The organism is Nocardiopsis sp. TRM 82005 (genome assembly GCF_056312425.1).
Window position 1 is genome coordinate 22,286 of sequence record NZ_JBWDTQ010000039.1, and the last position, 25,285, is coordinate 47,570.

General features: G+C 72.0%; 22 protein-coding genes. 14 read left to right on the forward strand and 8 right to left on the reverse strand.

The annotated features are described in order from the left end of the window. The first annotated feature begins 99 nt into the window (after positions 1-99). Both AC0T5L_RS25430 and AC0T5L_RS25435 read left to right on the forward strand, forming a co-directional pair. Positions 100-546: a MarR family winged helix-turn-helix transcriptional regulator gene (locus AC0T5L_RS25430; protein ID WP_476168016.1), complete on the forward strand. Its 447-nt coding sequence runs from the start codon at positions 100-102 to the stop codon at positions 544-546. 111 nt (positions 547-657) lie between these two features. After that, positions 658-1,146 carry a hypothetical protein gene (locus AC0T5L_RS25435; RefSeq protein WP_476168017.1) on the forward strand — a complete coding sequence of 163 codons (489 nt, stop codon included), beginning with the start codon at positions 658-660 and terminating at the stop codon, positions 1,144-1,146. 47 nt (positions 1,147-1,193) lie between these two features. Here AC0T5L_RS25435 and AC0T5L_RS25440 read toward each other — a convergent pair whose 3' ends face one another. Beyond that, positions 1,194-4,373 carry an ATP-binding protein gene (locus AC0T5L_RS25440; RefSeq protein ID WP_476168018.1) on the reverse strand — a complete coding sequence of 1,060 codons (3,180 nt, stop codon included), beginning with the start codon at positions 4,371-4,373 and terminating at the stop codon, positions 1,194-1,196. Positions 4,374-4,474: 101 nt separating this feature from the next. Between AC0T5L_RS25440 and AC0T5L_RS25445 the strand changes: the two genes are divergently transcribed. From AC0T5L_RS25445 to AC0T5L_RS25460, 4 genes are all read left to right on the forward strand, one after another. Further along, the gene (locus AC0T5L_RS25445; protein ID WP_476168037.1) at positions 4,475-5,236 is read left to right on the forward strand and encodes an SDR family oxidoreductase; all 762 of its coding nucleotides are present in this window, start codon (positions 4,475-4,477) and stop codon (positions 5,234-5,236) included. 85 nt (positions 5,237-5,321) lie between these two features. Then, positions 5,322-6,197 (forward strand): LysR family transcriptional regulator, encoded by an 876-nt coding sequence (locus AC0T5L_RS25450; RefSeq protein ID WP_476168019.1) that lies wholly within the window; start codon positions 5,322-5,324, stop codon positions 6,195-6,197. Positions 6,198-6,299: 102 nt separating this feature from the next. Next, complete coding sequence (locus tag AC0T5L_RS25455) at positions 6,300-7,385, forward strand: S-(hydroxymethyl)mycothiol dehydrogenase (protein WP_476168020.1); 1,086 nt, start codon at positions 6,300-6,302, stop codon at positions 7,383-7,385. Then, entirely contained in the window at positions 7,382-8,014 is a 633-nt protein-coding gene (locus AC0T5L_RS25460; RefSeq protein ID WP_476168021.1) for an MBL fold metallo-hydrolase, read from the forward strand. Before AC0T5L_RS25455 ends, AC0T5L_RS25460 begins: the two co-directional genes overlap by 4 nt. Before the next feature lie 93 nt (positions 8,015-8,107). Here AC0T5L_RS25460 and AC0T5L_RS25465 read toward each other — a convergent pair whose 3' ends face one another. Further along, positions 8,108-9,181, reverse strand: coding sequence for a hypothetical protein (locus AC0T5L_RS25465; RefSeq protein ID WP_476168022.1), 1,074 nt, complete (start codon positions 9,179-9,181; stop codon positions 8,108-8,110). A 208-nt stretch (positions 9,182-9,389) separates the two neighbouring features. On the opposite strand from AC0T5L_RS25465, the gene AC0T5L_RS25470 reads away from it, so the two are divergent. After that, a complete protein-coding gene (locus tag AC0T5L_RS25470; RefSeq protein WP_476168023.1) occupies positions 9,390-12,428 on the forward strand; it encodes an ATP-binding protein in 3,039 nt (1,012 codons plus the stop codon). Positions 12,429-12,449: 21 nt separating this feature from the next. Here AC0T5L_RS25470 and AC0T5L_RS25475 read toward each other — a convergent pair whose 3' ends face one another. Then, on the reverse strand, positions 12,450-13,067 hold the full coding sequence (locus tag AC0T5L_RS25475; RefSeq protein WP_476168024.1) for a YHS domain protein: 618 nt from the start codon (positions 13,065-13,067) through the stop codon (positions 12,450-12,452). Positions 13,068-13,186: 119 nt separating this feature from the next. Further along, positions 13,187-13,519 (reverse strand): hypothetical protein, encoded by a 333-nt coding sequence (locus tag AC0T5L_RS25480; protein WP_476168025.1) that lies wholly within the window; start codon positions 13,517-13,519, stop codon positions 13,187-13,189. A 522-nt stretch (positions 13,520-14,041) separates the two neighbouring features. Between AC0T5L_RS25480 and AC0T5L_RS25485 the strand changes: the two genes are divergently transcribed. The 5 genes from AC0T5L_RS25485 to AC0T5L_RS25505 all read left to right on the forward strand — a co-directional run bounded on the left by AC0T5L_RS25485 (position 14,042) and on the right by AC0T5L_RS25505 (position 18,673). After that, a complete protein-coding gene (locus AC0T5L_RS25485) occupies positions 14,042-15,301 on the forward strand; it encodes a multidrug effflux MFS transporter (protein WP_476168038.1) in 1,260 nt (419 codons plus the stop codon). A 60-nt stretch (positions 15,302-15,361) separates the two neighbouring features. After that, positions 15,362-15,874, forward strand: a complete 513-nt coding sequence (locus tag AC0T5L_RS25490; protein WP_476168026.1) for a pyridoxamine 5'-phosphate oxidase family protein — start codon at positions 15,362-15,364, stop codon at positions 15,872-15,874. Positions 15,875-16,089: 215 nt separating this feature from the next. Further along, the gene (locus AC0T5L_RS25495) at positions 16,090-16,299 is read left to right on the forward strand and encodes a hypothetical protein (protein ID WP_476168027.1); all 210 of its coding nucleotides are present in this window, start codon (positions 16,090-16,092) and stop codon (positions 16,297-16,299) included. Between the two features lie 179 nt (positions 16,300-16,478). Next, entirely contained in the window at positions 16,479-17,210 is a 732-nt protein-coding gene (locus AC0T5L_RS25500; protein WP_476168028.1) for a response regulator transcription factor, read from the forward strand. Next, complete coding sequence (locus AC0T5L_RS25505; protein WP_476168029.1) at positions 17,207-18,673, forward strand: sensor histidine kinase; 1,467 nt, start codon at positions 17,207-17,209, stop codon at positions 18,671-18,673. The genes AC0T5L_RS25500 and AC0T5L_RS25505 overlap by 4 nt, the downstream gene beginning before the upstream one ends. A 58-nt stretch (positions 18,674-18,731) precedes the next feature. Here AC0T5L_RS25505 and AC0T5L_RS25510 read toward each other — a convergent pair whose 3' ends face one another. From AC0T5L_RS25510 to AC0T5L_RS25520, 3 genes are all read right to left on the reverse strand, one after another. Continuing rightward, complete coding sequence (locus tag AC0T5L_RS25510; protein ID WP_476168030.1) at positions 18,732-20,264, reverse strand: CotH kinase family protein; 1,533 nt, start codon at positions 20,262-20,264, stop codon at positions 18,732-18,734. A 79-nt stretch (positions 20,265-20,343) separates the two neighbouring features. Next, positions 20,344-21,030 carry a DUF4956 domain-containing protein gene (locus AC0T5L_RS25515; protein ID WP_476168031.1) on the reverse strand — a complete coding sequence of 229 codons (687 nt, stop codon included), beginning with the start codon at positions 21,028-21,030 and terminating at the stop codon, positions 20,344-20,346. Between the two features lie 55 nt (positions 21,031-21,085). Continuing rightward, positions 21,086-22,000: a VTC domain-containing protein gene (locus tag AC0T5L_RS25520; protein ID WP_476168032.1), complete on the reverse strand. Its 915-nt coding sequence runs from the start codon at positions 21,998-22,000 to the stop codon at positions 21,086-21,088. A 376-nt stretch (positions 22,001-22,376) separates the two neighbouring features. Between AC0T5L_RS25520 and AC0T5L_RS25525 the strand changes: the two genes are divergently transcribed. Next, positions 22,377-23,231 carry a universal stress protein gene (locus AC0T5L_RS25525; RefSeq protein ID WP_476168033.1) on the forward strand — a complete coding sequence of 285 codons (855 nt, stop codon included), beginning with the start codon at positions 22,377-22,379 and terminating at the stop codon, positions 23,229-23,231. Between the two features lie 267 nt (positions 23,232-23,498). Further along, positions 23,499-24,209: an HAD family hydrolase gene (locus AC0T5L_RS25530; RefSeq protein ID WP_476168034.1), complete on the forward strand. Its 711-nt coding sequence runs from the start codon at positions 23,499-23,501 to the stop codon at positions 24,207-24,209. A 33-nt stretch (positions 24,210-24,242) separates the two neighbouring features. On the opposite strand, the gene AC0T5L_RS25535 is transcribed toward AC0T5L_RS25530, so the two are convergent. Beyond that, positions 24,243-24,968: a polyamine aminopropyltransferase gene (locus AC0T5L_RS25535; RefSeq protein WP_476168035.1), complete on the reverse strand. Its 726-nt coding sequence runs from the start codon at positions 24,966-24,968 to the stop codon at positions 24,243-24,245. Between the last annotated feature and the right edge of the window lie 317 nt (positions 24,969-25,285).

Genomic DNA, 25,285 nt, shown 5'->3' on the forward strand with positions numbered 1-25,285 from the left:
GTGGGCATCAGACGCTTCCACGGCACCTTCCGGGCACAGCACCGGGCCGAGTGCTCCGGGCAGGCGGGGCCGCCCCGCGCGGTGGGAGAGACTGGGAGGGTGAGCACCGAGAACCACCGCCCCGGTCCGCCCGTGACCAGTCCGTCCATCATCATCCTGACCCTGGCGCGCAGGGTCGAAGCCGAACTGAACACCGCGCTGGCGCCTCTGGACCTCACGGTGGCCCGGCTCGGACTGCTCGGCCACATCGCCGGGGTTCCGGGTGCCTCCTTCAGCGAGCTGGCGCGGATGTCGGGGGTCACGGTCCAGAGCGTGCACGGCTCTGTGAAGTCGCTGGCCGCCGCCGGGCTGGTGCGCGACCACACGGCCCGCGCCGGGACCGCCTCGGCGATCGAGCTCACGCCCGAGGGCGCCCGCCTGCTCGACGCGTCGAAGGAGGCTGTGTCGGCGGTGGACATCGGGATGTTCGGACCGGACGCCGATCCCGTCCAGCGGCGGGTAGGCGACGCCATACGCGCCGCGTTCGGCGCCCCGGGCGCCTCCTGACCGACGCCTTCCCTCTTCCAGCGGCCCTTCCGGGTCGTGGACCACCCCCTGCTTCAGATTGCCTGAAGCAGGGGGTAGGCTTCAGGCAACCTGAAGGATGAGGGAGACCCCATGGAACACTTGCTGCTCTCGGTCCACGTACTGGCCGCCATCGTGTTCGTCGGCGGCTCGGCCGTCGCGACCAGCCTCTTCCCCCGGTTCGTGCCGATCGCCGACGGCGTCCCCGCCACCGTCGGCCCAGCCGCGGACACGCGGCCCGGAGCGCGCTCCTCCGGTGAGCGCAACCCCGCCGTGGCCGCACTACTGCACCGCATCACCCGCGGTTACACCATCGCCGGGGTCATCGTCCCCGTGGCCGGGATCGCCCTGGCCCTCCTCCAGGGCCGGATGGGCGAGCTCTGGATCACCGTCGCAATGCTCCTGACCGCCGCCGCAGGCGTCCTGCTCGCCGCGCAGATCTACCCGCGCCAGCGCGACGCTCTCCGCGAGCCGGGCGACCCCCAGGGGCTGCGCACGCTGTCGATGCTCGCCGGGATCTACAACCTGGTGTGGTCGGTCGTCGTCGTGCTCATGATCGTCCGCCCCGGAGCGGCGGAGTGACCGGCGTGCTCGGCCTGCGCCGGTTCCACGTCCGGGCGGCCGCCCGGTCACTCGGCCAGCCGCCCGGTGATCCGGTCGACGTCCCACCGCTCCGCGACCGCCAGCGGCGCCCCCGTCTGCTCGCGCAGCGCCTCGGCCCGATCCAACAGCCCCGCCGCACGGCCGCGCTCGCCTGCCAGCGCGGTCGCCCCGGCCAGCCCCTCCAACGCCAGGGCGACCGCTCGGGGGTCTCCGCCGCGTTCGGCCTCCACCCGGGCCCGCCCGTGCAGCTCCAACGCCTGTTCCGCGTCGCCTCGCTGCTCCGCGACGAATCCCAGCTGCGTCAGGATGAACGCGGTACCGATCCAGCCGTCCGCGTGCCGGTTCCACTCCAGGTGTCGGCGCAGCAACCGCTCGGCCCGGTCCAGATCGCCCCGGCGGCGGGCGGCCAGGACGATCCCGGCGTCCGCGAACTGCTCACCCACCACGTCCGCGTTCTCCTCCGCCACACGCAGTGCCCGCTCGTGTAGGACGTCGGCGCGCTCCAGGTCGTCCCCGAGCAGGGCCACCCGACCCAGTCCGGACAGCTTCAGCGAGACCGTGTGCCACAGCCGAAACTCCTCGGCGATGCGCAGTCCCTCCTCATGGAGCCGAGCCGTCTCCCCCAAGACGCCGAACGCCTCCGCGACCTGGGCGAGGACGTCGGACGCCTGAAGGACCCCCCACCGGTCGCCGAGTGCGCGCAGGGCACGTTCTGCCTCCCGCGCCCGGCTCCGGGCGCCGGCGAGGTCGCCCCGCCCGAGCGCCGCCTGGGCCAGGCCGACCAGGGCGACCAGGGCGACCGCCGCTCCCCAGCCGTCGCCCGCCCGTCGAAGGTCCTCGTGGGACCGCTCCATCCGGTCGGTGGCACGCGCCGGATCGCCGAGCCCCCAACTGGCGAACTCCACGAACCAGGCCAGTCGTGCGCGCGTCGCCGGGTCCTCCACCCGGGCCAGGTCCTCGTGGACGGCGGCGCTTCGGTACCGGCCCTCCTCGGAGGCGGGCACGGCCAGGGCTGCCCGCCACACACGTGCCTCGGCCACGGCTCCGGGAGGGCCTCCCGGCACGGACAGGGCCTCGTCCAGAGTGGTGCGCGCCTCTCCGGCGCGCCCGCGCAGGTAGCGGTACCAGACCGGGGCGTTGGCCAGGCGTAGCGCCGAACGGGCGTCGCCCTCCTCCACCGCGAAGGCCAGGGCCGCGCGTAGGTTCGCCGATTCACCGTCCAGGCACCGGAGCCAGTAGCCCTGCTCGGGGCCGCGCAGCCGCGCGTCGGCGTGCTCGGCCAAGTCGGCGAAGTGGGCGGCGTGGCGGGCCCGGGCCCGGCGGGCGCACCCGGATTCCTCCAGCCGTTCGAGGGCGTAGGCGGCCACCGACTCCAGCAGGTGGTACCGGGTCCCGGTGGGGTGGTCGACGGCCATGGCCAGCGACCGGTCCACGAGCGCGCCGACCAGACCCAGCACCTCCCCGGCCGGGACGGTACCGGGGTCGGAGCACACCGCCTCGGCGGTGGACAGGTCGCAGCCGTCGGCGTGCACCGCCAGACGGCTGAGCACGGCGCGCTCGGACGCGGAGAGGGGCTCCCAGCTCCAGTCGATCATCGCCCGCAGGGTCCGCTGGCGGGCGGGGGCGTCGCGGCGACCGCCCCCGAGCAGCGCGAAGCGGTCGTCCAGGCGGGCGGCGAGATCGGACACGCGCATGTGCCGCAGCCGGGCGGCGGCCAGTTCGAGCGCGAGGGGGATGCCGTCCAGGCGTCGGCAGACCGCGGCCACGGCCGGGGCGGTGCCGGCGTCGAGGGTGAACGGGGCCGCGGCCGCCCGGGCGCGCTCGGCGAAGAGCCGCACCGCCCCGGATGCGGCGATGACCGCGGGCTCGTCAGCGCCGGGTTCGGGCAGGTCCAGCGGAGGTACCGCGTACAGGTACTCGTCCGTCACGTTCAGGGGGGCCTGGCTGGTGGCCAGGACACTCAGGTCGGGCACGGACCTCAGGAAGCGGGAGACTGTGTCCGCCACGGGGTCGGCCACGTGCTCGCAGTTGTCGAGGACGAGCAGGACGTGCCTGTCCTGTAGGAGTTCTGCGATCCGTTCGGACGGGCCGGAACCGGTCGCGGAATCGTCGTCGCGGATCCGCAAGGCGGCGGCCAGGGCGGGAACGGGATCGCCGCCGGGCACGAGAGCGGCCAGCTCCACGAGCAGGGCCCTGTCGGGGGCCAGGGCGCGTGCCGTCGCCAGGGCCAGACGTGTCTTGCCGACCCCGCCGGGACCGGTGAGGGTGACCAGCCGCCGCACACCCACAAGGGAGCGCAGATCGTGGAGTTGTTCGTCCCGGCCGATCAGGTCCCCGACCGGAGCGGGAAGGGGCGGAATCCCGTACGGGCGGGCTGTCCGCCCGTGGGCGGCCGTGTCCGGGGCGAGGTCCGGGCCCTCGACCGCCGTGGCACCGGTCGAAGGCGCGGTGCCCGTTACGGGTTCCAGAGCCGGGTCCTGGGCCAGGACCGCCCGGTGCAGGGCCACCAGCGCGGGCCCCGGGTCGATACCCATCTCGTCGGCCAGTCGGGAGCGCAGCCGCTCGTAGGCGGCCAGCGCCTCCTTCTGGCGGCCCGCGCCGTAGAGGGCGCGGATGCGGGCGGCGTGCAGGCGTTCGCGGTAGGGGTGGCGGGCTGCCACGTCGGCCAGTTCGGCGGCCAGCGCGGCGTGCTCGCCCAGGTCCAGGCAGGCCTCGGCCCGGTCCTCCAGGGCGGCCGTCCTCAGCTCCTCCCAGCGAACCGCGGCGGACAGGGCCGGTTCGGTCTCGGCGAACTCCGCCAGCACGGGGCCGCGCCACAGATCCAGGGCCCGGGTGAGCAGGTCGACGCGTTCGCGCGGGTCCGCGCCCCGTGCCGCCCTGAGCAGAAGAGTCTCGAACCGGGTGGCGTCGACGTCGTCGGCCGCCAGCAGGTAGCCGGGCGCGCGGTGGCGGACCAGGGAGCGGGCCCCGGATTCGGCGCGCTCCAGGTCGCCGCGCAGCTGGGAGACCCGGGCCTGGAGGACGGCCGCAGGACGCGCGGGCGGCGTGTCGCCCCACAGATCGCGTACGAGGCGGTCAGCGGACACTAGCCGTCCCCGGGCCAGAAGCAGGGAGGCCAGCAGGGCGCGGACCTTGGTGTCGCGGATCCGGACGGGCTCACCGTCGTCGGTCCGCACCGCCAGCGGACCCAGCACCCCGAAACGCATGCGGCAACCGTAGCGGTCCCGTGGGACACCCGTGGCGGCCGCCGCCACCGTGGTTCCAGCAGGGCGGCGAGGGGCCGCCCTCCGACAACGAGGTGGGCACGATGGGCGACTACAGCGGTAAGCGGGCCGTGGTGATCGGCGGCACGCACGGCATGGGGATGGGCGTGGCCGAGGCGCTGATCGCCGGAGGGGCCGAGGTGGTGCTGACCGGGCGCGGGGAGAAGAGCCTGGAGGAGGCGCGCGGCCGGTTGGGGCCGAGGGCGCACGCGGTACGCGCCGACGTGGCCGTCCCTGCCGACACCGACGCGCTGGCCGAGGCGGTGCGCTCCGGGCCGGGCGGGATCGACCTGCTGCACGTCAACGTGGGCACCGCTGAGTTCGCCCCGTTCGACCAGGTCACGGAGGACTCCTATGACCGGGTGTTCGAGGTCAACACCAAGGGGGCCTTCTTCACGGTGCAGCGCCTGGCACCGCTGGTGGCCGACGGCGGGGCGATCGTGTTCACGACCTCGGTGACGAACGTGACCAGTTCCCCGGGGATGGCCGTGTACACGGGCGCGAAGGCGGCGGTGCTCGGCTTCAGCCGGGTACTCGCCTCGGAGCTGCTGCCTCGCGGTGTCCGGGTGAACACGGTCGCGCCCGGCTTCACCGACACCCCCACGATGGGGGTCTCCGGCATGGCCGACGCCGAGCGGGAGGAGTTCGTGCGGATGGGCGACGAAGCCACACCCATGGGACGCCACGGCACCGTCACCGAAGTCGCCCGCGCCGTGCTCTTCCTCGGTTTCGGGGCCACCTTCACCTCAGGTGCGGAGCTTCCCGTGGACGGCGGCCTGGGCGCGGGGCTTGCCCCGGGCCTCTGAAACACCGCCTCGACCGACGGAGGGGCCGCTCCCGGCCGTGACGGTGTGGCCGACTGGCTAGGCTGACGCGGTGGAGCTTCGACAGTTGAGACACTTCGCCGCCGTGTGCGAGGAGCAGCATTTCACCCGGGCCGCCGAGTTCCTCGGCATCACCCAGTCGGGTCTTTCGGCATCGGTCCGCGCGCTGGAGCGGGACCTGGGCGCACAGCTGCTGCTGCGCACCACCCGGCGGGTGATTCCCACCCCGACCGGGCGGCTGCTGCTCACCGAGGCCCAACGCATCCTCACCGCCGCCGACGGGCTCAGGGAGATGGTCGCCGACCACCACGGGGTGCGCGGCACCCTGTCCCTGGGCACCGAGCAGTGCATGGGGGTGGTGGAGGCGGCTCCGCTACTGCACGGATACCGCTCCCGCCACCCCGAGGTGGCCATCAACCTCCAACAGGCGGCCACCGGGCAACTGTTGGGCCAGTTGCGTGCCGGACGCCTGGACGCCGCCCTGGTGGCGGGGACGCTGCTCGCGGAGGAGGGCGTGGACCTGCGGCACATCACCGAGGAGCCGCTGATGCTGCTGGCCGCCCCCGGCCACGCGCTCGACGGCGAGGACGTGCTGCCGCTGCTGGCCCGGGAGGACTACGTGGACCTGCACCCGGGATGGGGTGCGCGCGACTGCGCGGACAGGGCGTTCGGCGAGTTCGGCATCACCCGCCGTGTGGCGTTGCAGGTCAACGACGTCTACACCCTGCTGGACCTGGTACATCGACGGATGGGGGCGGCGGTGGTACCGCGCCCGGTCGTGGACAAGCCGCAGGCGGCGGGGCTGTGGAGCGTGCCGTTGCCGAGCGGCACACGGTGGAGGGTCGCGCTGGCCACGCCCAGGGGTGCGAAACCCTCCGCCGCCACCCGGGCGTTCCTCGACCTGTTGCGCGAGGAGCACCCGATTGATGACTCCGACTCATGAATCCCACAGGCATCACCTGTTGGACATGTGTGAGCTCCGCGGGGCATGGTGACGGGAGCGGCGCGCACCCGCGCTGCTTCCGGCCACATGTGGGGAGCAAGGATGTCCGAACGGGTACAAGGGGTGATCTCTCGTGCCAAGGGAGCACCCGTCGAACTGACCACGATCGTCGTGCCCGATCCAGGGCCGGGGGAGGCCGTGGTCAGGATCCAGGCGTGCGGGGTCTGCCACACCGACCTGCACTACCGCGAAGGCGGCGTCAACGACGAGTTCCCGTTCCTGCTCGGCCATGAGGCCGCCGGTGTGGTGGACTCCGTGGGCGAGGGGGTGACCACCGTCGAGCCCGGTGACCACGTGGTCCTCAACTGGCGGGCGGTGTGCGGAAAATGCCGCGCCTGCCGCCGGGGACGGCACCAGTACTGCTTCGACACGCACAACGCCGAGCAGAAGATGACGCTGGAGGACGGCACCGAGCTCTCCCCCGCCCTGGGCATCGGCGCGTTCGCCGAGAAGACCCTGGTCGCCGCCGGACAGTGCACGAAGGTCGACCCGCAGGCCTCCCCCGCCGCGGCCGGTCTGCTCGGCTGCGGGATCATGGCCGGTATCGGCGCCGCCATCAACACCGGGGGCGTGGACCTCGGCGACTCGGTCGCCGTCATCGGCTGCGGCGGTGTGGGGAGCGCGGCGGTCGCCGGTGCGCGCCTGGCCGGCGCCAACCGGATCATCGCCGTGGACCTGGAGGACCGCAAGCTCGAATGGGCGAGCAGCTTCGGCGCCACGCACACCGTCAACGCCTCCTACACCGACCCGGTCGAGACCATCCGCGACCTGACCGGCGGTTTCGGCGCTGACGTGGTCATTGAGGCCGTGGGCACGCCCAAGACCTACGAGCAGGCCTTCTACGCCCGCGACCTGGCGGGAACCGTCGTCCTGGTGGGCGTGCCGACTCCGGAGATGCGCCTGGAGCTGCCGCTGCTGGACGTCTTCGGCCGCGGCGGCGCACTGAAGTCCTCCTGGTACGGCGACTGCCTGCCCTCGCGCGACTTCCCCATGCTCGTCGACCTGTACTTGCAAGGTCGACTGGACCTGGACGGCTTCGTCACTGAGAAGGTGGGCCTGGGCGACATCGAGGAAGCCTTCGCCAGCATGGAACGCGGCGACGTCCTACGATCGGTGGTGATGCTGTGAGCAACGAACGAGTGGAGCACCTGACCACGTCGGGAACCTTCGCCCTGGACGGCGGCGAGTGGGAGGTCGACAACAACGTCTGGATCGTGGGCGACCGCGACCAGGCCCTGGTCATCGACGCGGCGCACGACGCGAACGCGATCCTCGGCGCGGTGGGCGACCGCGAGCTGGTGGCGGTGGTGTGCACGCACGGGCACAACGACCACGTCAACGCCGCGCCGGCGCTCGCCGACGCCACCGGCGCGCCCATCCTGTTGCACCCGGCCGACCGGGTGCTGTGGGACATGACCCATCCCGACCGGGCTCCCGACGCCGAGCTGTCCCAGGGGCAGACGATCAAGATCGCCGGGACCGAGCTGACCGTTCTGCACACCCCGGGGCACGCCCCGGGCGCGGTGTGCCTGTACGCCCCTGAGCTGGGTGTGCTGTTCAGCGGTGACACCCTGTTCCAGGGCGGTCCCGGGGCGACGGGCAAGTCCTACTCGGACTTCCCGACGATCGTGGACTCCATCCGTGACCGGCTGCTCAGCCTGCCGGAGGACACGGTGGTCAACACCGGGCACGGCCCGTCCACCACGATCGGCGCCGAGGCGCCCCACCTACAGGAGTGGATCGACCGGGGTCACTGAGGCGCTTCCCTCGGGCCGTCCGGAGGCCGGCGTCCGCCGGGACGCACCGCGCGTCCCGGCGGACGCGCCGTGCGGGGTGAGCGGTGCGCCCGCTCAGGCGGGCCGGTCGGCGGCGAGGCCGCCGCCGTGCTCCATGGCGGTGACCAGCGCGGGTACCAGTTCCCCAGCGCGCTCCGCGAGCCGGTCGGGGTCGAGGAAGACGCGCAGCGCCCCCGGCGCGAGGGTGGCCAGCGCGCGCCGGACCAGGGGCTCGTCCACGCGGTCGCGCAACCCGGCCGCGGTACCCGGCCAGTGCCGTTCCTGGACGGCGCCCAAGGCCACGGCGGTGAGCCAGAGCGCGAACAGCGGACCGGAGTCGGCACCCAGGTGGTCGGCGCACGCCCGGCGCAGCTTCCGCGGCGTCGCACCCCACCCCTCCAGTACCTCCAGGGTGGGCCGGTGGGCCCCGGGCACGTCGTTTGCGGTGTCGATGACCACGGCGTCGCCGGTGTTCCAGCGCAGGAACGGCAGCAGCGGGGGAACCTCCAGGACCGTTCCGTCGAAGCGGGCGCCCTCCCCGGCGAAGCAGACCGAGCGCCGGATCCCGTGGCCGTCGTTGCCCTTGAGGCTGGGCAGTCCACGGTGCTCCACCAGGTTGGGCGCCGCGGCCAGGGCGGGTACTCCGCGCTCCCGCAGGAACCGCAGCGCGGCGCGGTCGTCGGAGCGGCCCCCGGCGTCCCGCATGAAGCGACCCATGTCGATCGCCAGGTCCCGTGGCAGGAGCAGCGCCAGCGTCGGCATGTACGGGTTGATCACCGGGACCGCTCCGGATCCGGTGAGAACCGCCCACCGTGCCAGGTAGGCGGTGCGCGAACCCCATTCCACGAAAAAGGAGAGTGCGGATTCGGGATGCCTTTCCACCAATCCGCGCACGGAGTCGGGGAAGTCCGCGCACACGCGCACGTCGTCCTGTAGGACCAGGTGGTGGGTGGAGTCGAAGCGGGCCGCTTCGGAGAAGGCGGCCCGCGAGGCGCGCAGGGAACTGGGCGGCCCGTCGGGCTCGGGGTCCAGCACCGGCTCGCCGCCCTCGATCAGCAGGGAGTCCAGCACCTGGCGGGCGGACCCGCTCCTGCGGGGATGGGCCATGACGGACGCGGACAGCACAACGTGGGGAAAGGGGTTAGGCATATTTCCAGAATAACCAGGAAATCACAGAAAACAAGCCGATCGGAGAAATCATCCATTCCCCCGAAATTCCCTACCCGGCCAGATTAGCATGCGGGCATTCGATGATTCAATTCACTTTTCCGGGCCCCGGGGCGGTATTCTGAGGGAGGAGGCTCCGGCCGGGGCGGCCCGGGGTGGATCCGGCTCTGGTCCCGGGGAGAATACCGGTATGCGTGTCAGGATCCTGGGCCCCCTGCGAGTGGTCGCCGACGGCCGGACCACGGAAGTCGGCGGGCCCCGCCTGCGCGCTCTGCTGGCCCGGCTCGCGCTGGACGCGGGCCGCACGGTCGGCCACCGCGCCCTGACCGACGCCCTCTGGCCGGAGGCCGGGGACGCGGAAGGACCGGAGAACCCCGTCTCCGCACTGCACTCGCTGGTTTCCCGGCTGCGCCGGGCCCTGCCCGAACCCGACGCACTCGGCTCCGAACCGGCCGGATACCGCCTGGACCTGTCAGCCGAGGACGTCGACGCCCTGCTCCTGGAACACCTGGCCCGCCGGGGACACGAGGCCCTGCGGACCGGGCGGCACGGGGCGGCCGCCGAGCACCTCTCCCGGGCCCTGGACCTGTGGCGGGGCGATCCGCTGGCCGACGTCGGCCCCCTGCCCTACGCCGAGGCTGCCGCGGTACGGCTGCGGGAGGTCCGCCTGGGCGCGGTGGAGGACCGGATCGAGGCCGAGCTGGCCCTTCCCGACAGGGCTACGCGCGCCGCCGAGCTGGAGCAGCTGGCCGCCGTACACCCCCTGCGCGAGCGCCTGCGCACGCTGCTCGTCGCGGCGCTCGACGCCGAGGGCAGGCGCGCCGAGGCCCTGACCGCGTACGAGGACTACCGTGCCCGGCTGGCCGAGGAGCTGGGTACCGACCCGGGCCCCGAGCTGCGTGAGCTCCACCTGCGGATCCTGCGTGAGGACCGCGCTCTCGGCCCGGCGCCGCGCGGCAACCTGCGCGCCGCCCTGACCACCTTCGTCGGCCGCGAGGCCGAGCTCCGGCTCCTCGGGGAGCGCCTGGCCGACCACAGACTGGTCACCCTGGTCGGCCCGGGCGGGGTGGGCAAGACCCGCCTGGCGTCGGTCGCCGCGGCCGACACCACCGACCGGGCGTGGCTGGTGGAACTGGGAGCCGTCACCGAACCCCGCGACGTTCCCCACGCGGTGGCCGGGGCTCTGGGCCTGCGTGTGTCCACCGACCCCGTGGCCCGCCTGGTGGAGGCCCTGTCCGCCACCGAAACCCTGTTGGTCCTGGACTGCTGCGAGCACGTCGTCGACGCGGCCGCCCGGCTGGCCGAGGAGCTGCTGGGACGCTGCCCGTGGCTGCGTGTCCTGGCCACCAGCCGCGAGCCGCTCGGCATCCCCGGAGAGGCCCTGTGCCCGGTGCCCCCGCTCGTGCCGGAGGCCGCGGAGCGGCTGTTCACCGACCGGGCCGGTGCGGTGCGCCCCGGGTTCTCCCCCACCGGCGAGGTGGCCCGGATCTGCCACCGCCTGGACGGCCTTCCCCTGGCCATCGAACTGGCCGCCGCGCGTCTGCGCTCGATGCCTCTGGAGGCGCTCGCCGCGGGCCTGGACGACCGGTTCCAGATGCTGAGCAACGGCAGCCGCACTGCTCCGCCCCGGCACCGGACCCTGCGCGGGGTGGTCGCGTGGAGCTGGGACCTGCTCGACGCCACCGAACGCGAGGCGGCCGAGCGGGTGTGCGTATTCGCCTCCACACTCACCGTGTCGGCCGCCGAACGGGTCGGGGTCACCGCAGAGACCCTGTACGGCCTGGTGGACCGGTCGCTGCTGGAACCGGACGGGGACCGGTACCGGATGCTGGACACCATCCGCGAGTACGGGCTGGAGCGCCTGGCCGAGAGCGGTCGGCTGCACACCGCCCGCTCCGCCCACGCCGCGTGCTTCCTGGAGCTGGCCGAACGGGCCGAGCCGCACCTGCGGGGACCGGAGCAGACACGGTGGCTGGCCCTGTTGTCCGCCGACCGCGACAACCTGCTCTCCGCCCTGGGGTTCGCCCGCGGCTCCGGGGACACCGAAACAGCCGTGCGCCTGGGTGCGGCGCTGGGCCTGTTCTGGGCCGTCCACGGCAACCACGCCAGCGCCGTGGTTCACCTCCGGCCGGTTCTGCGCGCGTCGGCGCCGTGCTCCGAGTCCGGATCCCCGGGCCGGTCCGTCCCGGGACGGAAGGCGCGGCTGCACGCGGCCGCCGCCTATCTGCTCAACGCCACGTTCGCGGGCGAACTCACCGACGCCCGGTCCGTCGTCGGCCCGCCGCCGGACACGTCGGACCCCGTCGGGGCGTTCGTGGCGGCGCTGCTGGCCATGGCCGAGGGCCGGGCATCCGACGGGACGGCCGCCCTGGAACCGCACCTGGCCCACCCCGACCCCTGGACGCGGGCGATGCTCTGGCTGGCCCGCTCCTTCCTGGAAGGTACCGCTGGTGATACCACCCGCGGCCCGAAGGACGTGGAGTGCGCCGTGGCCGCCTTCCGCGAGGCCGGTGAACGGTGGGGGCTGTCGATGCTGCTGATGTCCCTGGCCTATGCCCGCTCCGCGACCGGCGACACCGACGGTGCCGTCGCCATGCTGGAGGAGGCCCAGTCCCTGACCCGGGAGCTGGGAACCCACCACGGGCAGCGGGTGTGGCTGGCGATGGCGCACGTCGACACCGGGAACACCGACGTGGCACGTACCCAGCTGGAGGATGTGGTCGCCGAGGCCGCCTCCACCCGCCAGGTGGCCCTGGCCCGGGTCTGTCTCGCCGACCTGGCCCGCCACGACGGTGACCTGGTCCGCGCCGAACAGCTGCTCGCCCTCGCCCGACGGGTGGGCCGGGACGGGGAGCCACCCGACCGGGCCCTGTACTCGACCGCGGCCGGGTACCTGGCCGTGGCCGTCGGCGACCTCGGCACTGCCGCCCGCCACCTGGACGAGGCCCTGGCCCTGGCCGCCGCCATGCCCGACATGCCGATGGTCGCCCAGGTCGCCGTCGGCACCGCGGACCTGCTCCACCGACGGGGTGAGCCGGAGCGGGCGGCGTTGCTCCTGGGGACCGCTCACGCACTGCGCGGCGGCCCCGACCCCCGCCACCCCGACGTCGCCCGGCTGGCCCGTGACCTGCGCGCCCACCGCGACGCCTACGACCGCGGCAGCACGCTGGCACCCGAGGAGGCCCTGGCTATGGTCCGCGAGGAACACCACGGCTCCGCCGCCGGTTAGGACGGCTTCCGGACCGGACTCCTACGCGGGGGCAGTCTTCTTCCTCTGCTTCCTCAGGAACTCCTCGCGGCAGTCGGCGCAGCAGAACGCGTGTAGCGTTCCCTCCCACTCCAGGGTGGCGGCGGTGTCGTTCAACGGAACGATCACCCCGCACAGCGGATCCCGTACGGCGCGGCCCTCGGCCAGGTCCTCACGGTAGGGGTCGCTCATCAGCTCCACGATCGCTTCGGAGTCGACCGCCCTGCCGAGCACGCCCATGCTGCCCTCGGTGATCCCCACGACCTGCACCTGGACCACCGGCTCCCGGTAGGGCCGCTCGGAGTCGGCCCCGACGTCGGCGATGGCCTTGGTGGCGTAGGTGACCAGGGGCTCGCTCATGGCCTTGCGCCACGGGCCCGGCACGTGGAAGCGCACCACGTACCGGGGCGCGGCGTCGGCGCCGAGGGCGTGCTGGTCGACCACCCACACCTGCGGCTCGTGTACCACCACCTGGAACAGGGAACCGAGGACCTGTTCCCAACCGGCCTGGATCTGCTCTCCCCCGGTCAGCTCGTTCACGTTCCCCAGGCGCTCGGCCAGACGGCGGAGTCGCTCCGCGTCGAGGGTGCCTTTGGCGACGAACAACTCGATGAACATCATCGGAAAACCACCTCCACCACGAACGGTGTCGCACCGCCCTGTCAGGAGGCTGCCAATCGGCTGTCAGGGAGGAGGAGTGGCGCGGGAGACGGTTCCCGGGGCGGCCCGGCCCGGTCGGCTCAGCCCTCCCGGACCGACGAACTCCAGTACAGGGCCTGAGCGACCTGCCCGAAGAGGCCCTTGGGGTGGTTGCGGGAAAGCGGCTCGGTGCCGAACAGCACCACGTGCGTCCCCCGGCCGGCCGCGCCGCTGACCACCGACGCCTGCCCGGCCGCGGCGTCCTGACCGCCGGTACCGCTTCGCTCCGGCCGCCAGTGCCCCGCCACCAGCGGCCCCTCCCCGGCATAGGACTGTTCGACCGCGACGCCGTTTCCCAGGTCGGTGAACCAGCCCGGCGAGTACACGAACGAGTGCCCACCCGTCTCGGAGAGCACACCGTTCCCACCGGTCACGGCCACGACAGCGGCGAGCGCGGCGGTGAGGGCGGAGCGGCGTGGGTGTGGGGCTGGTGCCCGGGGGCTCCCTCTGGGGGGCTCCTCCTTTTCCTACCGATACGCACCTTTGCCGACAAGACGTCCAGCGGTGAAAACCGTGAACACGGCCTAGCAGCGCCCGGGGAGCGGAGCGTGGATCCGTCCGCATGGGCGTCGTCACAGGAGGGCGAAAACCCCTGTCAGCAGGGCCTTTCCGCACCGTAATTCGGATCACGCGGATCTCTGGGTAAAGCCGGGATGGTCCACACCTGGCCTCGCGTTGGCGCAGGAGATCCCTCACGGGACTTCTGTCGGCGCCCCGCCCGAAGGCGGTTCACGGCGCCCCCACGCACCGCCTTGTCTGTCCTTCTCCTTGCGCTGGAGCCCCTGGTGACCCTTGCTACCGCACGCCCTGACCGTCGTGCCCAGACCACTGTGGACGCCCAAATCGTCCAGGACGAGCAGAACGTCCCGACCACCCCTCAGCTCAACGACGCGCCGCTGACCGAAGCGCCCGAGCACAACAAAGCGGCCAGCCGTAAAGAAACGTCCAAGACGCGTCGCCGCTCACTGCTGCTCGTGTTCGTTCTCGGCGTGCTGTCCGCGATCGGCCCGCTCGCCACCGACCTGTACCTGCCCGCGCTGCCGCAGATCTCCTCGGACCTGGGCACCAGCGAGGCCAGCGTCAAGCTCACCCTGACCTCGGTGATGGCCGGACTGTCCCTGGGCCAGCTCGTCATCGGCCCGCTCAGCGACCGGTGGGGACGCCGCATGCCGCTGCTGATCGGGATCGGCATGTTCACCGCCACCACCTTCGCCATCGCGATGGTGAGCAGCGTGGAGATGTTCAGCCTGCTGCGCTTCCTTCAGGGGGTGTCGGCCGCGTCCGGGCTGGTGATCTCCCGCGCGATCGTGCGGGACGTGTTCGACGGCGACGCCGCCGCCACCTTCTTCTCCCGGCTGGTCCTGCTCTCCGGGCTGGCTCCCATGCTCGGCCCGATCCTGGGCGGTCAGCTGCTCGTCCTGGGTCCCTGGCAGCTGCTCTTCTCCGTGCTCGGCGTGACCGGGCTGGCGACCTTCGCCCTGGTCCTGTTCGGCCTGCCCGAGAGCCTGTCGGTCGAGCAGCGTGAGCGGGTCAGCCCGCGGGCGCAGATGCAGGTGTTCGGTCGCCTGCTGCGCGACGTCCGCTTCATCGGCCCGACACTCACGCTCGCGCTGAGCTTCGGGATGAGCTTCACCTACATCTCGACCTTCTCGTTCGTGTCCCACTCCCGCTTCGAGGCCAGCGCCCAGGAGTTCAGCCTGGTGTTCGCCGTGACCACGCTCGGGATGATCCTCGGCAACCAGGTGAACGTACTCCTGATCCGCCACGTCGAGATCTACCGCCGCCTGTTCCTGGGACTGGCCGGATCGATCGTGTCCGTGGCCCTGATGGCCGCTCTGGACGCCTCGGGCAACGCGACTCTGGTGACGGTGACCGCCGCGCTGTTCGTGATGATGGTGTTCACCGGCCTGGTGTCGCCGAACGCGACCGCGCTGGCCCTGGACGGGCAGCCGCCGAAGATCGCCGGAAGCGGCTCGGCCCTGCTGGGCACGCTCCAGTTCTCCATCGGCTCCGGCCTGGCCTCGACCCCCGGTCTGACCGGCCCGGTCACCATGTCCAGCATGACCGCGGTCATGTTCGCGGCGGCAGTCGGCGCGACGGTGGTGTTCACGGGGTTCGCCCTGCGCGTCCGGCGCACCTCGCTGGTCGCCGCCTGAGTGTCGGTGCGGGCGGCTAGAGTGATGCGCCCACACAACGGTGAGGCTTAGGAGTGCATCGTGTTTCCGGATCCCCGGGCCCAGTCCCTGACAGACCAGGCACCCGGCGCGTGGGAGGAGATACTCCCCCACCTGGCGGAGTCCGCCGGTACGTGCTGGCTGACCGTGACGCGCGCGGACGAGCGCCCGCACACCCGGCCGCTGCTGGCGGTGTGGGTGGACGGCCAGCCGTGCTTCGCCTCGGGCGAGGACACCGCCAAGTCGCGACTGCTGGCCCTCGCCCCGCAGGTGAGCCTGGCCTTCACCACCGGGCGGATGGACGTGGTGGTGGAGGGTACGGCCGAGCGGGTGCTGGACCCTGACCGGCTGGGGCGGGTCGCCGCTGCCTACGCCGAGCACCACGGATGGGCTCCGGCCCCCGGAGACGGTGAGCTGACCGGCCTGGAGGGTGCGCCGACCGCCGGTCCCCCGCCCTACCAGGTGTTCACGGTCTCCCCGTCGACGGTGTACGCGTTTCCCGTCGGCGAACTGCCGCACGGCCCCACCCGGTGGCGGTTCGACGTGTGGCCCTGAGAGGGGAGGCCGGGTTCGCGCACCGACGGGCGCGCGGGCTGCTACCGGACCGGTGCGTGGGCCGGACCGGCGCGTAGGACCTGGGAGGCACCGGCGTTTCCAACCGGTCCGCGGCTCCGGGCCGCCGGCTGGTGGCCCGGGTGCAACGCCTCGTCTCGCGGGTAGGTCTCGGACGAGAAGTCAACGCCACCTCCTCAACCCCCTGGAGGCAGAGAGTGCGCGTACGGATCGTTCTTTCTACCCTCGTCGTCCTGTGGCTGCTCGTCGGTTTGACCGCCGCGTTCCAGCGCGGCCTGTTCACCAGCGACGAGGCCTCGTGCTCGACCCTGGGGCACACCGTCGGAACCGTCTTCGTCGGTCCGTTGAACTACGTGGGGGTCAATCCGACCATCGAGTGCCCGCCCCTGCCCGAACCCTCCGAATAACGGCTCCCGGACCTTCGGCGCCGTGCCCCGCCGGGGCACGGCGCCGACCCGTACCCGCTGGGCCCGTGTCCGGCCCCTCCCGGATTCCCAAACGGCTCCGACCCGGCTCTCACCGAACTCTTGTGCGCTCCCCGTAACCTGTCCTGTTCACACACCACACCACCGCCCAGGACACCACGATGCCCGAAGAACTCCCAGGTACCGCCTCCCGCGGCCAGGCGGCCCGCGCCCTCATCGTCGAGGACGAGCCCAACATCCTCGAACTGCTCACCGCCTCCCTCGAGCTGAGCGGCTTCACCACGCGCGGCGCGCCCGACGCCGGGGCCGCCCTGGCGGAACTGGGCGGCTTCACCCCCGACATCGCCGTCGTGGACGTGACCCTGCCCGGTCGCAGTGGCCTGGACCTGGCCGGGGACCTGCGCGGGATCGTGCCAGGGCTTCCGGTACTGTTCCTCACCGCACACGACACGGTCCAGGACCGCGTGGCCGGTTTCCGTGCCGGAGCCGACGACTACGTGACCAAGCCCTTCAGCCTGGAGGAGGTCGTCCTGCGGTTGAACGCGATCCTGCGCCGGTCGGTCGGACTGGGGTCCGGCGGCGCCGAGCCCCTGCGCTACGCCGACCTGGAACTGGACGAGGAGGCACACGAGGTCCGCCGCGCGGCAGCGCCGATCCAGCTCTCTCCCACCGAGTTCGCGCTCCTGCGCTACCTGCTGCTCAACGCGGGCAAGGTCGTCAGCAAGACCCAGATCCTGGACCGGGTCTGGGACGGGGAGAGCGACGACATCCGGGTGGTGGAGACCTACGTCAGCTACCTGCGGCGCAAGGTGGACGCGGGCCGCCCCGCCCTCATCCACACGGTGCGGGGCATCGGGTACAGCCTGCGTCTGGCCTCCGGGGGGAACCGGTGAGCGGCCGCCGCCCGCGCCCGTGGCCCAGGAGTCTGGGGGGCAGGCTCACCCTGGCGGTGCTGTGCCTGACCACCGTGTGCCTGGCCGCCTTCGGCGCAGCGGGCACGCTCCTGCTCGAACGTTGGCTGACCGAGGAGGTCGACCACCAGCTCCACACCCTCCTGCGTCCCGGGCGGGAGGGCGAGCCACCGCCGCCGCCCGCCGGAGCGCAGCCTCCGCCGCTGCCCACCGACCTGCGCACCCTGGTCGTGGACACCGACGGCCGTGTACTGGAGAGCGTGGGACAGACCGACTCCGACGACGGCCTACCGGACGTCTCGGCGGTTCCGGCCGAGGAGCTGGGCAAGCGGTCCGGAGCGCCGTTCACCCTGCCCGGGACCTCGGGCGGGGACAGCTGGCGGGTGCTGACCAGCGTCCGAGACGACGGCACCGTCCTCATGACCGCACAGTCCTTGGCCGGGATCGAGGACACGCTCGACCGTCTCGTACTCATCGAGGCCGTGGCGGGGCTGGTGGTGTTGTCAGCCGTGGGGTTCGGTGCGGCGGCGATCGTGCGCTTCCAGCTACGTCCCCTGCGCGAGATCGAGTCCACCGCGCAGACCATCGCCGCGGGCGACCTGGACCGGCGGATCCCGAGCCACGATCCCGCCACCGAGACGGGGCGGTTGGGCAGCGCCCTGAACACCATGCTGGGCGAGCTCTCCCGGGCCCTGCACGAGAGGGACCGCGCCGTCGACGCGACGCGGCGCTTCGTGGCGGACGCCTCCCACGAGTTGCGCACCCCGCTGTCCTCCATCCGGGGGTTCGCCGAGCTGTACCGCCAGGGCAGGAGGCAGGGGCTGGTCGCGGAGGACGCCCGCGCGGACCGGTGGATGTCGCGGATCGAGGACGAGGCCGGACGGATGGGGAGCATGGTGGACGACCTGCTGATGCTGTCCCGGTTCGACGAGGCTCCGCTGCTGGAGCACTCCGACATGGAACTGGTCTCGATCGCGGAGCGTGTGGTCCTGGGCGCCCGGGCCAGAGCGCCGCGCACGCCCGTGGAGCTGGAGGCCGACGGGCCGGTACGGGCGGTGGGAGACGGCGACAGGATCCGCCAGGTGCTGGAGAACCTCGTCGGCAACGCGCTCACCCACACACCCGGGGGCACACCGGTCCGGGTGTCGGTGGTCCGGGCCCCGGACCCGCCGCCTCCGGGGCCGGCCCGGGCGGGCGAGCTGCCCGCCGGCGTCCACGAGGTCGCCGTCATCAGGGTCTGTGACGAGGGCCCCGGTATCCCCGCCGAAGAGCTGTCCCATGTGTTCGACCGCTTCTACCGTGCGGACGGCCCCCGCGAGCAGGCCGGTGCGGGGCTGGGCCTGGCGATCAGCGCTGCGTTCGTCGCCGCCCACGACGGCTACGTCACGGTCGAGTCGCAGCCGGGGCGGGGGTCGGCCTTCACTGTCGTCCTCCCCCTGGGATGACACGCGCGGAAGGCCGGTGCGGACGGCGCTTCCGCCGTCCGCACCGGCCCGTTCGGGTTCAGGACCCTTCCTGCTCGGTACCCCGTGTACCCGGAGGGGGCGTGCCGAGGCCCTCCTGCGGGACGTCGCTGATGCCGGCGACCGCCTCGGCGAGGTCCCGGCCCGCCGTCGGGGCGTCCTCGTCCCCGGCCGCCTCGGCGCGGGAGACCGCGGACTCCCGGAGGGCGTCGGCGGTGCCGCTCTCGACCAGCTCCTGGTAGAGGTCGGCGTAGGCGTCCTCGTAGAGCTGCTGGAAGTCCTCGTCGTCGAGGAAGCGGTCCTTGAGGGCCCCGCTGCCGCCCATGGACATCCCCTCCGCCCCTTCGGGCACCCCCATGCCCTCGGGCGGCTCCGCGCCCTCGGGGAAGCCGCCACCGGGCGTTCCCGTGTCCTCGGAGTCCTGGCCGTCCCCGCCCGGGTCGCCCGTCATGCCCCCCATACCCGAGAAGGACAGGTTCAGGTCCCAGGACAGGACGGTGAACCGCTCCTGTCCGGTGTCGTACCAGAGGTAGTAGTTGTTTCCGGGCCCGTCCATACCGTCCCCGTTGGACATCAGGCTCTGCAAGGCCAGGTAGCGGGCGAAGGACCCGACGTCGACGTGGTCGTCGAGCCCGCGGGCGAACTCCTCGTCGTCGGACTCCTCGACGAACCGCAGAAGGTCCATGACCGGTTGCAGGTCGTTGGACCCCTCCCCGTTGATCTGGTTGAAGCTCTCCTCGTAGTCGGTGGGGTCCCCGCCCAGGTAGTCGAACGATCCCTCCGCGCGCGCCTTGTAGAGCACGCCCTCACCGAATTCGGACGCCCATGCGGCGTCGGGCGAGTCCAGGAGCAGGCGCGGCACCGCGTCGTCGTCGTTGACGGAGAAGGAGGTGAACGTGTAGTCCTGCGTGGTCTGCCCGTCGGCCGCCGTCAGTTCCAGTGCCAGTGCCTCGTTGAGGGCGGTGTCGGAGCTCGCGGTCGCCGGACGCAGGGTGATCTCGGTATGCCCCTGGTAGGCGCGGCCGGAGGAGAACTCCTCGAAGCTGATCAGCCAGGGAAGGTTCTCGGGTTCGTCCTCGGACAGGGTGACCGTGCCCGGACCGCCGCCCGCTCCGAGGGCGCTCTGCTGAGCGCCGTCCCGGCCCTGAGCGGCCCCCCGCCGCCCCTGGTCTCCCCCTTCGGCCCCCGGCATGGCCTCCATACCCTCCGCGCCGGGCATGCCGTTCCCACCGCGCAGGCTCGACAGGGTCGAGTTGCCCTTCAACCTCAGCCCGACGTCGTTGACGACGGTGCCGTCGATGGTGAGGTCCGCACTGATGAACTGCTTCTCACCCTCCTCGCGGAAGATGCGCATCATGTCGGCGTACTCGGCCTCGTTGAAGGTCACCTCGATGGTGTGGTCGCCGCCGTCGAAGAGGTCGCCCCCACCCCCGATGTCCTCGGTGACGGCGTCCTCCGACACCAGCTCGGAGGTGATGTAGGGACGCACCCGGGCCTCGCCGAACAGCAGCACCACGGCCAGCAGAACGACGCACACGACCACGACGGTCCTCCAGTGCTGGCGTACGCGCACGGGGACTCGGTGCCTCAGGGGAACACGACGTCTGGTGCCGGAGCGTTCGCCGTCCGTCTCGTCAGGGAAACCGCGCATCTCACACGTCCGTCTGGTCGTATCCGGTCAGGACGGTCGTCTTCTGTCCGGCGTTGGCCTCACGCAGCTTCCGGACCACGTCACCGGGCTTGACCCCCTTCTTCAACCGGGCGGTGTAGGCCATCTCCAGCAGGGAGCCCCCGCGCACGGTCTCGGTGCTGATCAGCTCGTACTCGTCGGTGAAGCGGATGAGGACGTCGTCGACCACGGGCCCGTAGTCGTCGCCGTCCGCGGGAACCTGGACCTTGACCACCTGGCGCTGCACGTTGAGGGCGAACCAGTTGAAGCGGTGCATGATCAGGATGACGGCGCAGATGAGGAGGGTGGCCAGCACCGCCAGTGTGTAGAAACGCGTACCGCAGGCCATTCCCACGCCCATGACCAGGAAGATGAACCCGACGTCTCGGGTCTCCTTGATGGCGTTGCGGAAGCGCACCACCGACAGGGCGCCCACCAGGGCGAAGGCACGGGCTATGTTGGAGCCCACCACCAGCATGATCAGGGCGATGAGCATGCCCAGGATGATGAGGGTGTGGACGTAGCTCTGGCTGTAGGAGATGTTGCGGTGGGTGGCCCGGTAGGTCCAGGCCACCACGATGCTGGTGACGAAGGCCAGGGACAGGGACAGGACCACGTCCATGACACTGAAGGTGCCGGACAGGTCGGTGATCGCGAAGTCGAGGTTCATGCGCGGTTCCGCGTCTTTCGGTGTCTGGTGGAAAGGCTTCGGGGAGCGGTGGGCGTCAGCGGCGCGGCGCCGTGGGCGCGTCTCCGGCGCCCCTCGGGAGGGGTCGGACTTCGGCCGCCGCGTCCTCCTCGGGCAGGTGGAAGACCGACCGGGGCGCCTTGCCGAAGGCCTCCACGCTCTGGCAGTACTTGGAGATCCGCTGTACTTGCAGGTCGAGGCGGGCGGCCGTGTCGGTGACCCAGTAGGGCACGCGTTCGTTGGCCTTGACCTCCATGACCACGTAGTTCGGGTTGATGATGTAGCGGCTCTCCGCCTCGGCGCGCAGGTCGAAGTCTCGGTCGCGCCCGCGCACCCGGTGGTCCAGCGTCACGCGCAGCCCCAGGTCGGAGTCGACTCCGACGTAGGGCTCGCGGCGGTACCCGGTCATGGCGGTCGGCCGCAGGTCCAGGCGGTGGACGAGGTCGAGGACCTCGTTGACGAAGCCCTGGTCGGCGTCGGGGTGCTCCACGCGAACGCGCCGGTCACACAGGTCCCGGGCCAGGCGGTAGGGCAGCAGGACGCGGCGCTTCTGGGTCACACGGTTCACACGCTGCTTGATCTCGACGGACACGAGCGTGTCCTCCGGTGCCGGACCGACCTCGCCGTAGCGGCGGATGCGCAGCTTGCGGCGGAATCTGAGGCCCTCGATCTTCTCGTAGTAGAAGCGGAGCCGCTGGGTGTCGTAGTACAGGCTCCATACGCCGTACCCGCCGGCCCCGGCGTTGTCGTCGGAGCGCATGCGCGCGGTCAGCTCGGCGCGCACGTCGGCCGCCCGTGACACGGGGACCAGGTACTTGAGCTCGTAACGGTTGAACGCGTGCAGCTTGCCCGGCGCCCTCAACCGGCTGCCCGAACCGTTCCCGCCGGGTTCCGCGGTTTCCCCGCCGGTGCTGCCCGCCCGGGCCGCCTCCATGGACCGTGTCGGTGCCAAGCCGTCTCCTTCCCTCGGTGATGACGACACAGAGGACACAAGCCGACGAGTGTGTGAAGAGGCGAAGAGGTTCCTGAGAGCTTCCTGAGAGGAAGGAGGAGAACGCCAGGTGTGCGGCCGGTTACCGGCTCAGGTGAGAGTTCGGTGAGAACGCGGGGCCCCGGCGCGGAACGCGGCACCACGGGGAACGAACCGACAGGCCTCCGGGCATGCGGAGGGGGAGCCCGCGCCCCCGACCGGGGAGCGTCCGACCCGCTTACGGCCGCCGCGGAGAGACCTGCGCGGACGTCTCGGAGTCCTGCTGTTCGTGACGGTGCCGAACGCATCGGGAACGATGGTGGACACGACGGCGGTACGGCGACACGAGGAGGTTGTCATGGAGCGCTCCGTCCTGGTGGGTGTAGACGGTTCCGAGACGGGTTCGACGGCGGTGGACTGGGCCGCGGCGGAGGCGCACCGGCGCGGCTGCCGCCTCTCCATGCTGATGGCCTACCCCGCGCCCTCGCCCGAGTCGGCCTTCGTCTGGCCGGAGGAGGAGATCAGGAAGCACGCCCGTGTCGTCCTGGACGGAGCGGAGGAACGGGTGAACGCTGTCGCCCCCGAAGTCGGCGTCGACAGGGTCGTGGTCGTGGAGAGCCCGACGCACGCACTGCTTCACCACGCCCGAGACGCGGCCATGGTGGTCGTCGGCATGCGGGGCCGGGGAGGTTTCCCGGGGATGAAGGTGGGTTCGGTCGCCTACCGTGTGGCCGCGCACTCCCCGACGCCGGTCACCGTGGTGGGCCCCGGGCCGGTGACCGGCGACCGCGCGGACGTCGTCGTGGGTGTGGACGAGTCGGCGCACGGCGCGGACGCCCTCACCGCGGCCTTCGAGGCCGCGAGCGCCGGTCCGGGCCGCGTGTACGCCGTGCGGGCGTGGGATCCGCCATTTCCGCCCGTGTCGGGAATGTTCTCGTGGTCCTCGGGTGTCAGTTCGGTTCTCTCGGCTGAGGAGGATCTCCTGGAGCGAACGGTCGACCCATTGCGCACCAGGTACCCTTCGGTACCGGTCCACACCGAGGTGGTCGAGTCCCGGCCCGTTCCGGCGCTGGTACGGGCCGCGGAGAACGCACGACTGGTCGTGGTGGGAGCAGGCGGCAGGCACGGGCTGGCGCGCTTCGCGCTCGGATCGACGGCACACGGCGTACTGCACCACGCTCCCTGCCCGGTCACGGTCGTTCACGCCCGTTGACGGACGGCCGCCATCACTCCCGAACGGTGTTGGACGCGCTGGTCCCCCGCGTTCGCTGTTCCCGTCCGGGCACGTGCCTCATGTGCACGCTCCGTGACGAGTGGACGGGTGCCCTCACGCCCACGGCCACCACGGTGGCATCGCGTCCCCGGGGATGAGGCCGAGGGCGCACGGGAGCGGGTGCGGGCCCCGTGAGGGCCCCGCCCCTCCTCCCTGCCAGAGTGGTCCGTACCGCAAGCAGCGAACGAGACCGGAGAGTTCAGCCGCATGGCCTTCGCCCCCTCCTCGATCCGTGCCCTCTCCTTCGACGGCGACCAGACACTGTGGGACTTTCGTGCGGCGATGCGCCAAGCACTCGTCGACGCCGCCGCCCTCCTCCACGGCGAGGGCCTGGCCCATGAGGCGGGAGCGGTATCAGCGGAGTGGTTGGCGACGTTGCGCGACGAGGTCGCCGGTGAACCCGGGTTCGCACGCGGCACCATGGAGGAGATCCGCCGCGAGTCCTTCGTACGCGCGGTCCGGCGCTGCGGGCGAGACGACCGGGATCTCGTCACGGAGGTCTACGACACGTACATGCGCAAGCGGTTCGGCGCGATGCGGCTCTACCCGGAGACAGCGGACGTGTTGGGGAAACTGCACCGCGGTTACCACTGCGTTCTGGTGACCAACGGCAACAGCGACCCCGCGCGGCTGGGCATCGGCGGCTACTTCGCCCACCGCGTGGTCTCGGCCGAGTGCGGGTTGTTCAAACCCGACCCCCGCATCTACGCCCACGCGGCCCGGCTCCTCGGCCTGCCGCCCGCGTCCGTCCTGCACATCGGGGACCATCCCGAGGAGGACGTCGCCGCCGCCGGACGTGCGGGGATGAGAACGGTCCACGTCAACCGCGCTGGCAGGCCCCTGCCTTCCGGTCAGCGGGCCGACGCCGAGGTCACCTCTCTGTCCGAGCTCGTGGAGATGCTGCGACCGGACCGGTGACGGGCACCAGGCAGGTGCCCGGCCCGCCCGTCATCACGGCCGTGCGGACACCGCGACGTAGACGGTGTTGGATGCGTCGTCCTCTTGCAGGGGGTTGGGAAAGCTCACGACCTCTGCCCGCGCGCTCTCGAACACCTCCCCGAGCAGGGCGGTGAACTCCTCGTCCGGCGCGTCGTTGGACCACAGGGCGAAGACGCCTCCGGGCAGGAGAAGACGCTCGGCGAGGTGGCTCAGCCCCTCACGTGTGTAGAGGCCCGCGTGGGCGGGGTGGAGCAGGTGGCTCGGCGAGTGGTCGATGTCGACGACCACGGCGTGGAACCGGTCCGCCCCCATCTGCGGTGCGGGTCCCGAACCGGCGCCGACCGTGGCGAAGAAGTCTCCGTGCGCCAGGCGGCAGCGGGGGTCGGCCACCAGCTCCGTACCCGCGGGGATCAGCCCCTCGCGATGCCAGTCGATGACCTCGGCCAGTGCCTCGACCACGACGAGGGAGCCCACACCGGGGTTCTCCAGCACCGTCTGCGCCGTGTATCCCAGTCCCAGGCCGCCCACGGCCACGCGCAGGCCGGTTCCGGTGAGCTCGGCCAGGGCCAACCGGGCCAGCTCGACCTCGGCCGCGGTGAACAGGCTCGACATCAGGAAGTCGTCGTCGAGCTTGATCTCGTGGACCTCCTTGCGGAAGAGGGGGTCATGGCGGCGGCGCAGGCTGAGCTCCCCCATGGGAGTCGCCCGCCAGTCCAGCTCCTGGAAATGAAGACCCATCCGTATACTCCCTGGTCGATTCGCTCGGGACGCGCTGACCATGGCCGTACACGTCGTCCGGGGCCCTGAGAACTCCGCGCCCACCCTAACGTCGCGCGAGGGTCTCCGTGACTCCTCGTCACCGACGCACCGCGGCCTCCGGCGTCCGAGAAGGAGCCTATGGGCGGCCCCGAGGACGGGAGCGGCCCGTCGGAGCACCGACGGGCCGCTCGGTGACGATCCGGTGCTTTCCGGAGTCCACGGGGTCAGTGTCCGCCGGTGAGGGTGCCCGACAGCTCCTGGTGCAGATGCGCGCTGGGCTCGTTGAGGCCGGTGAT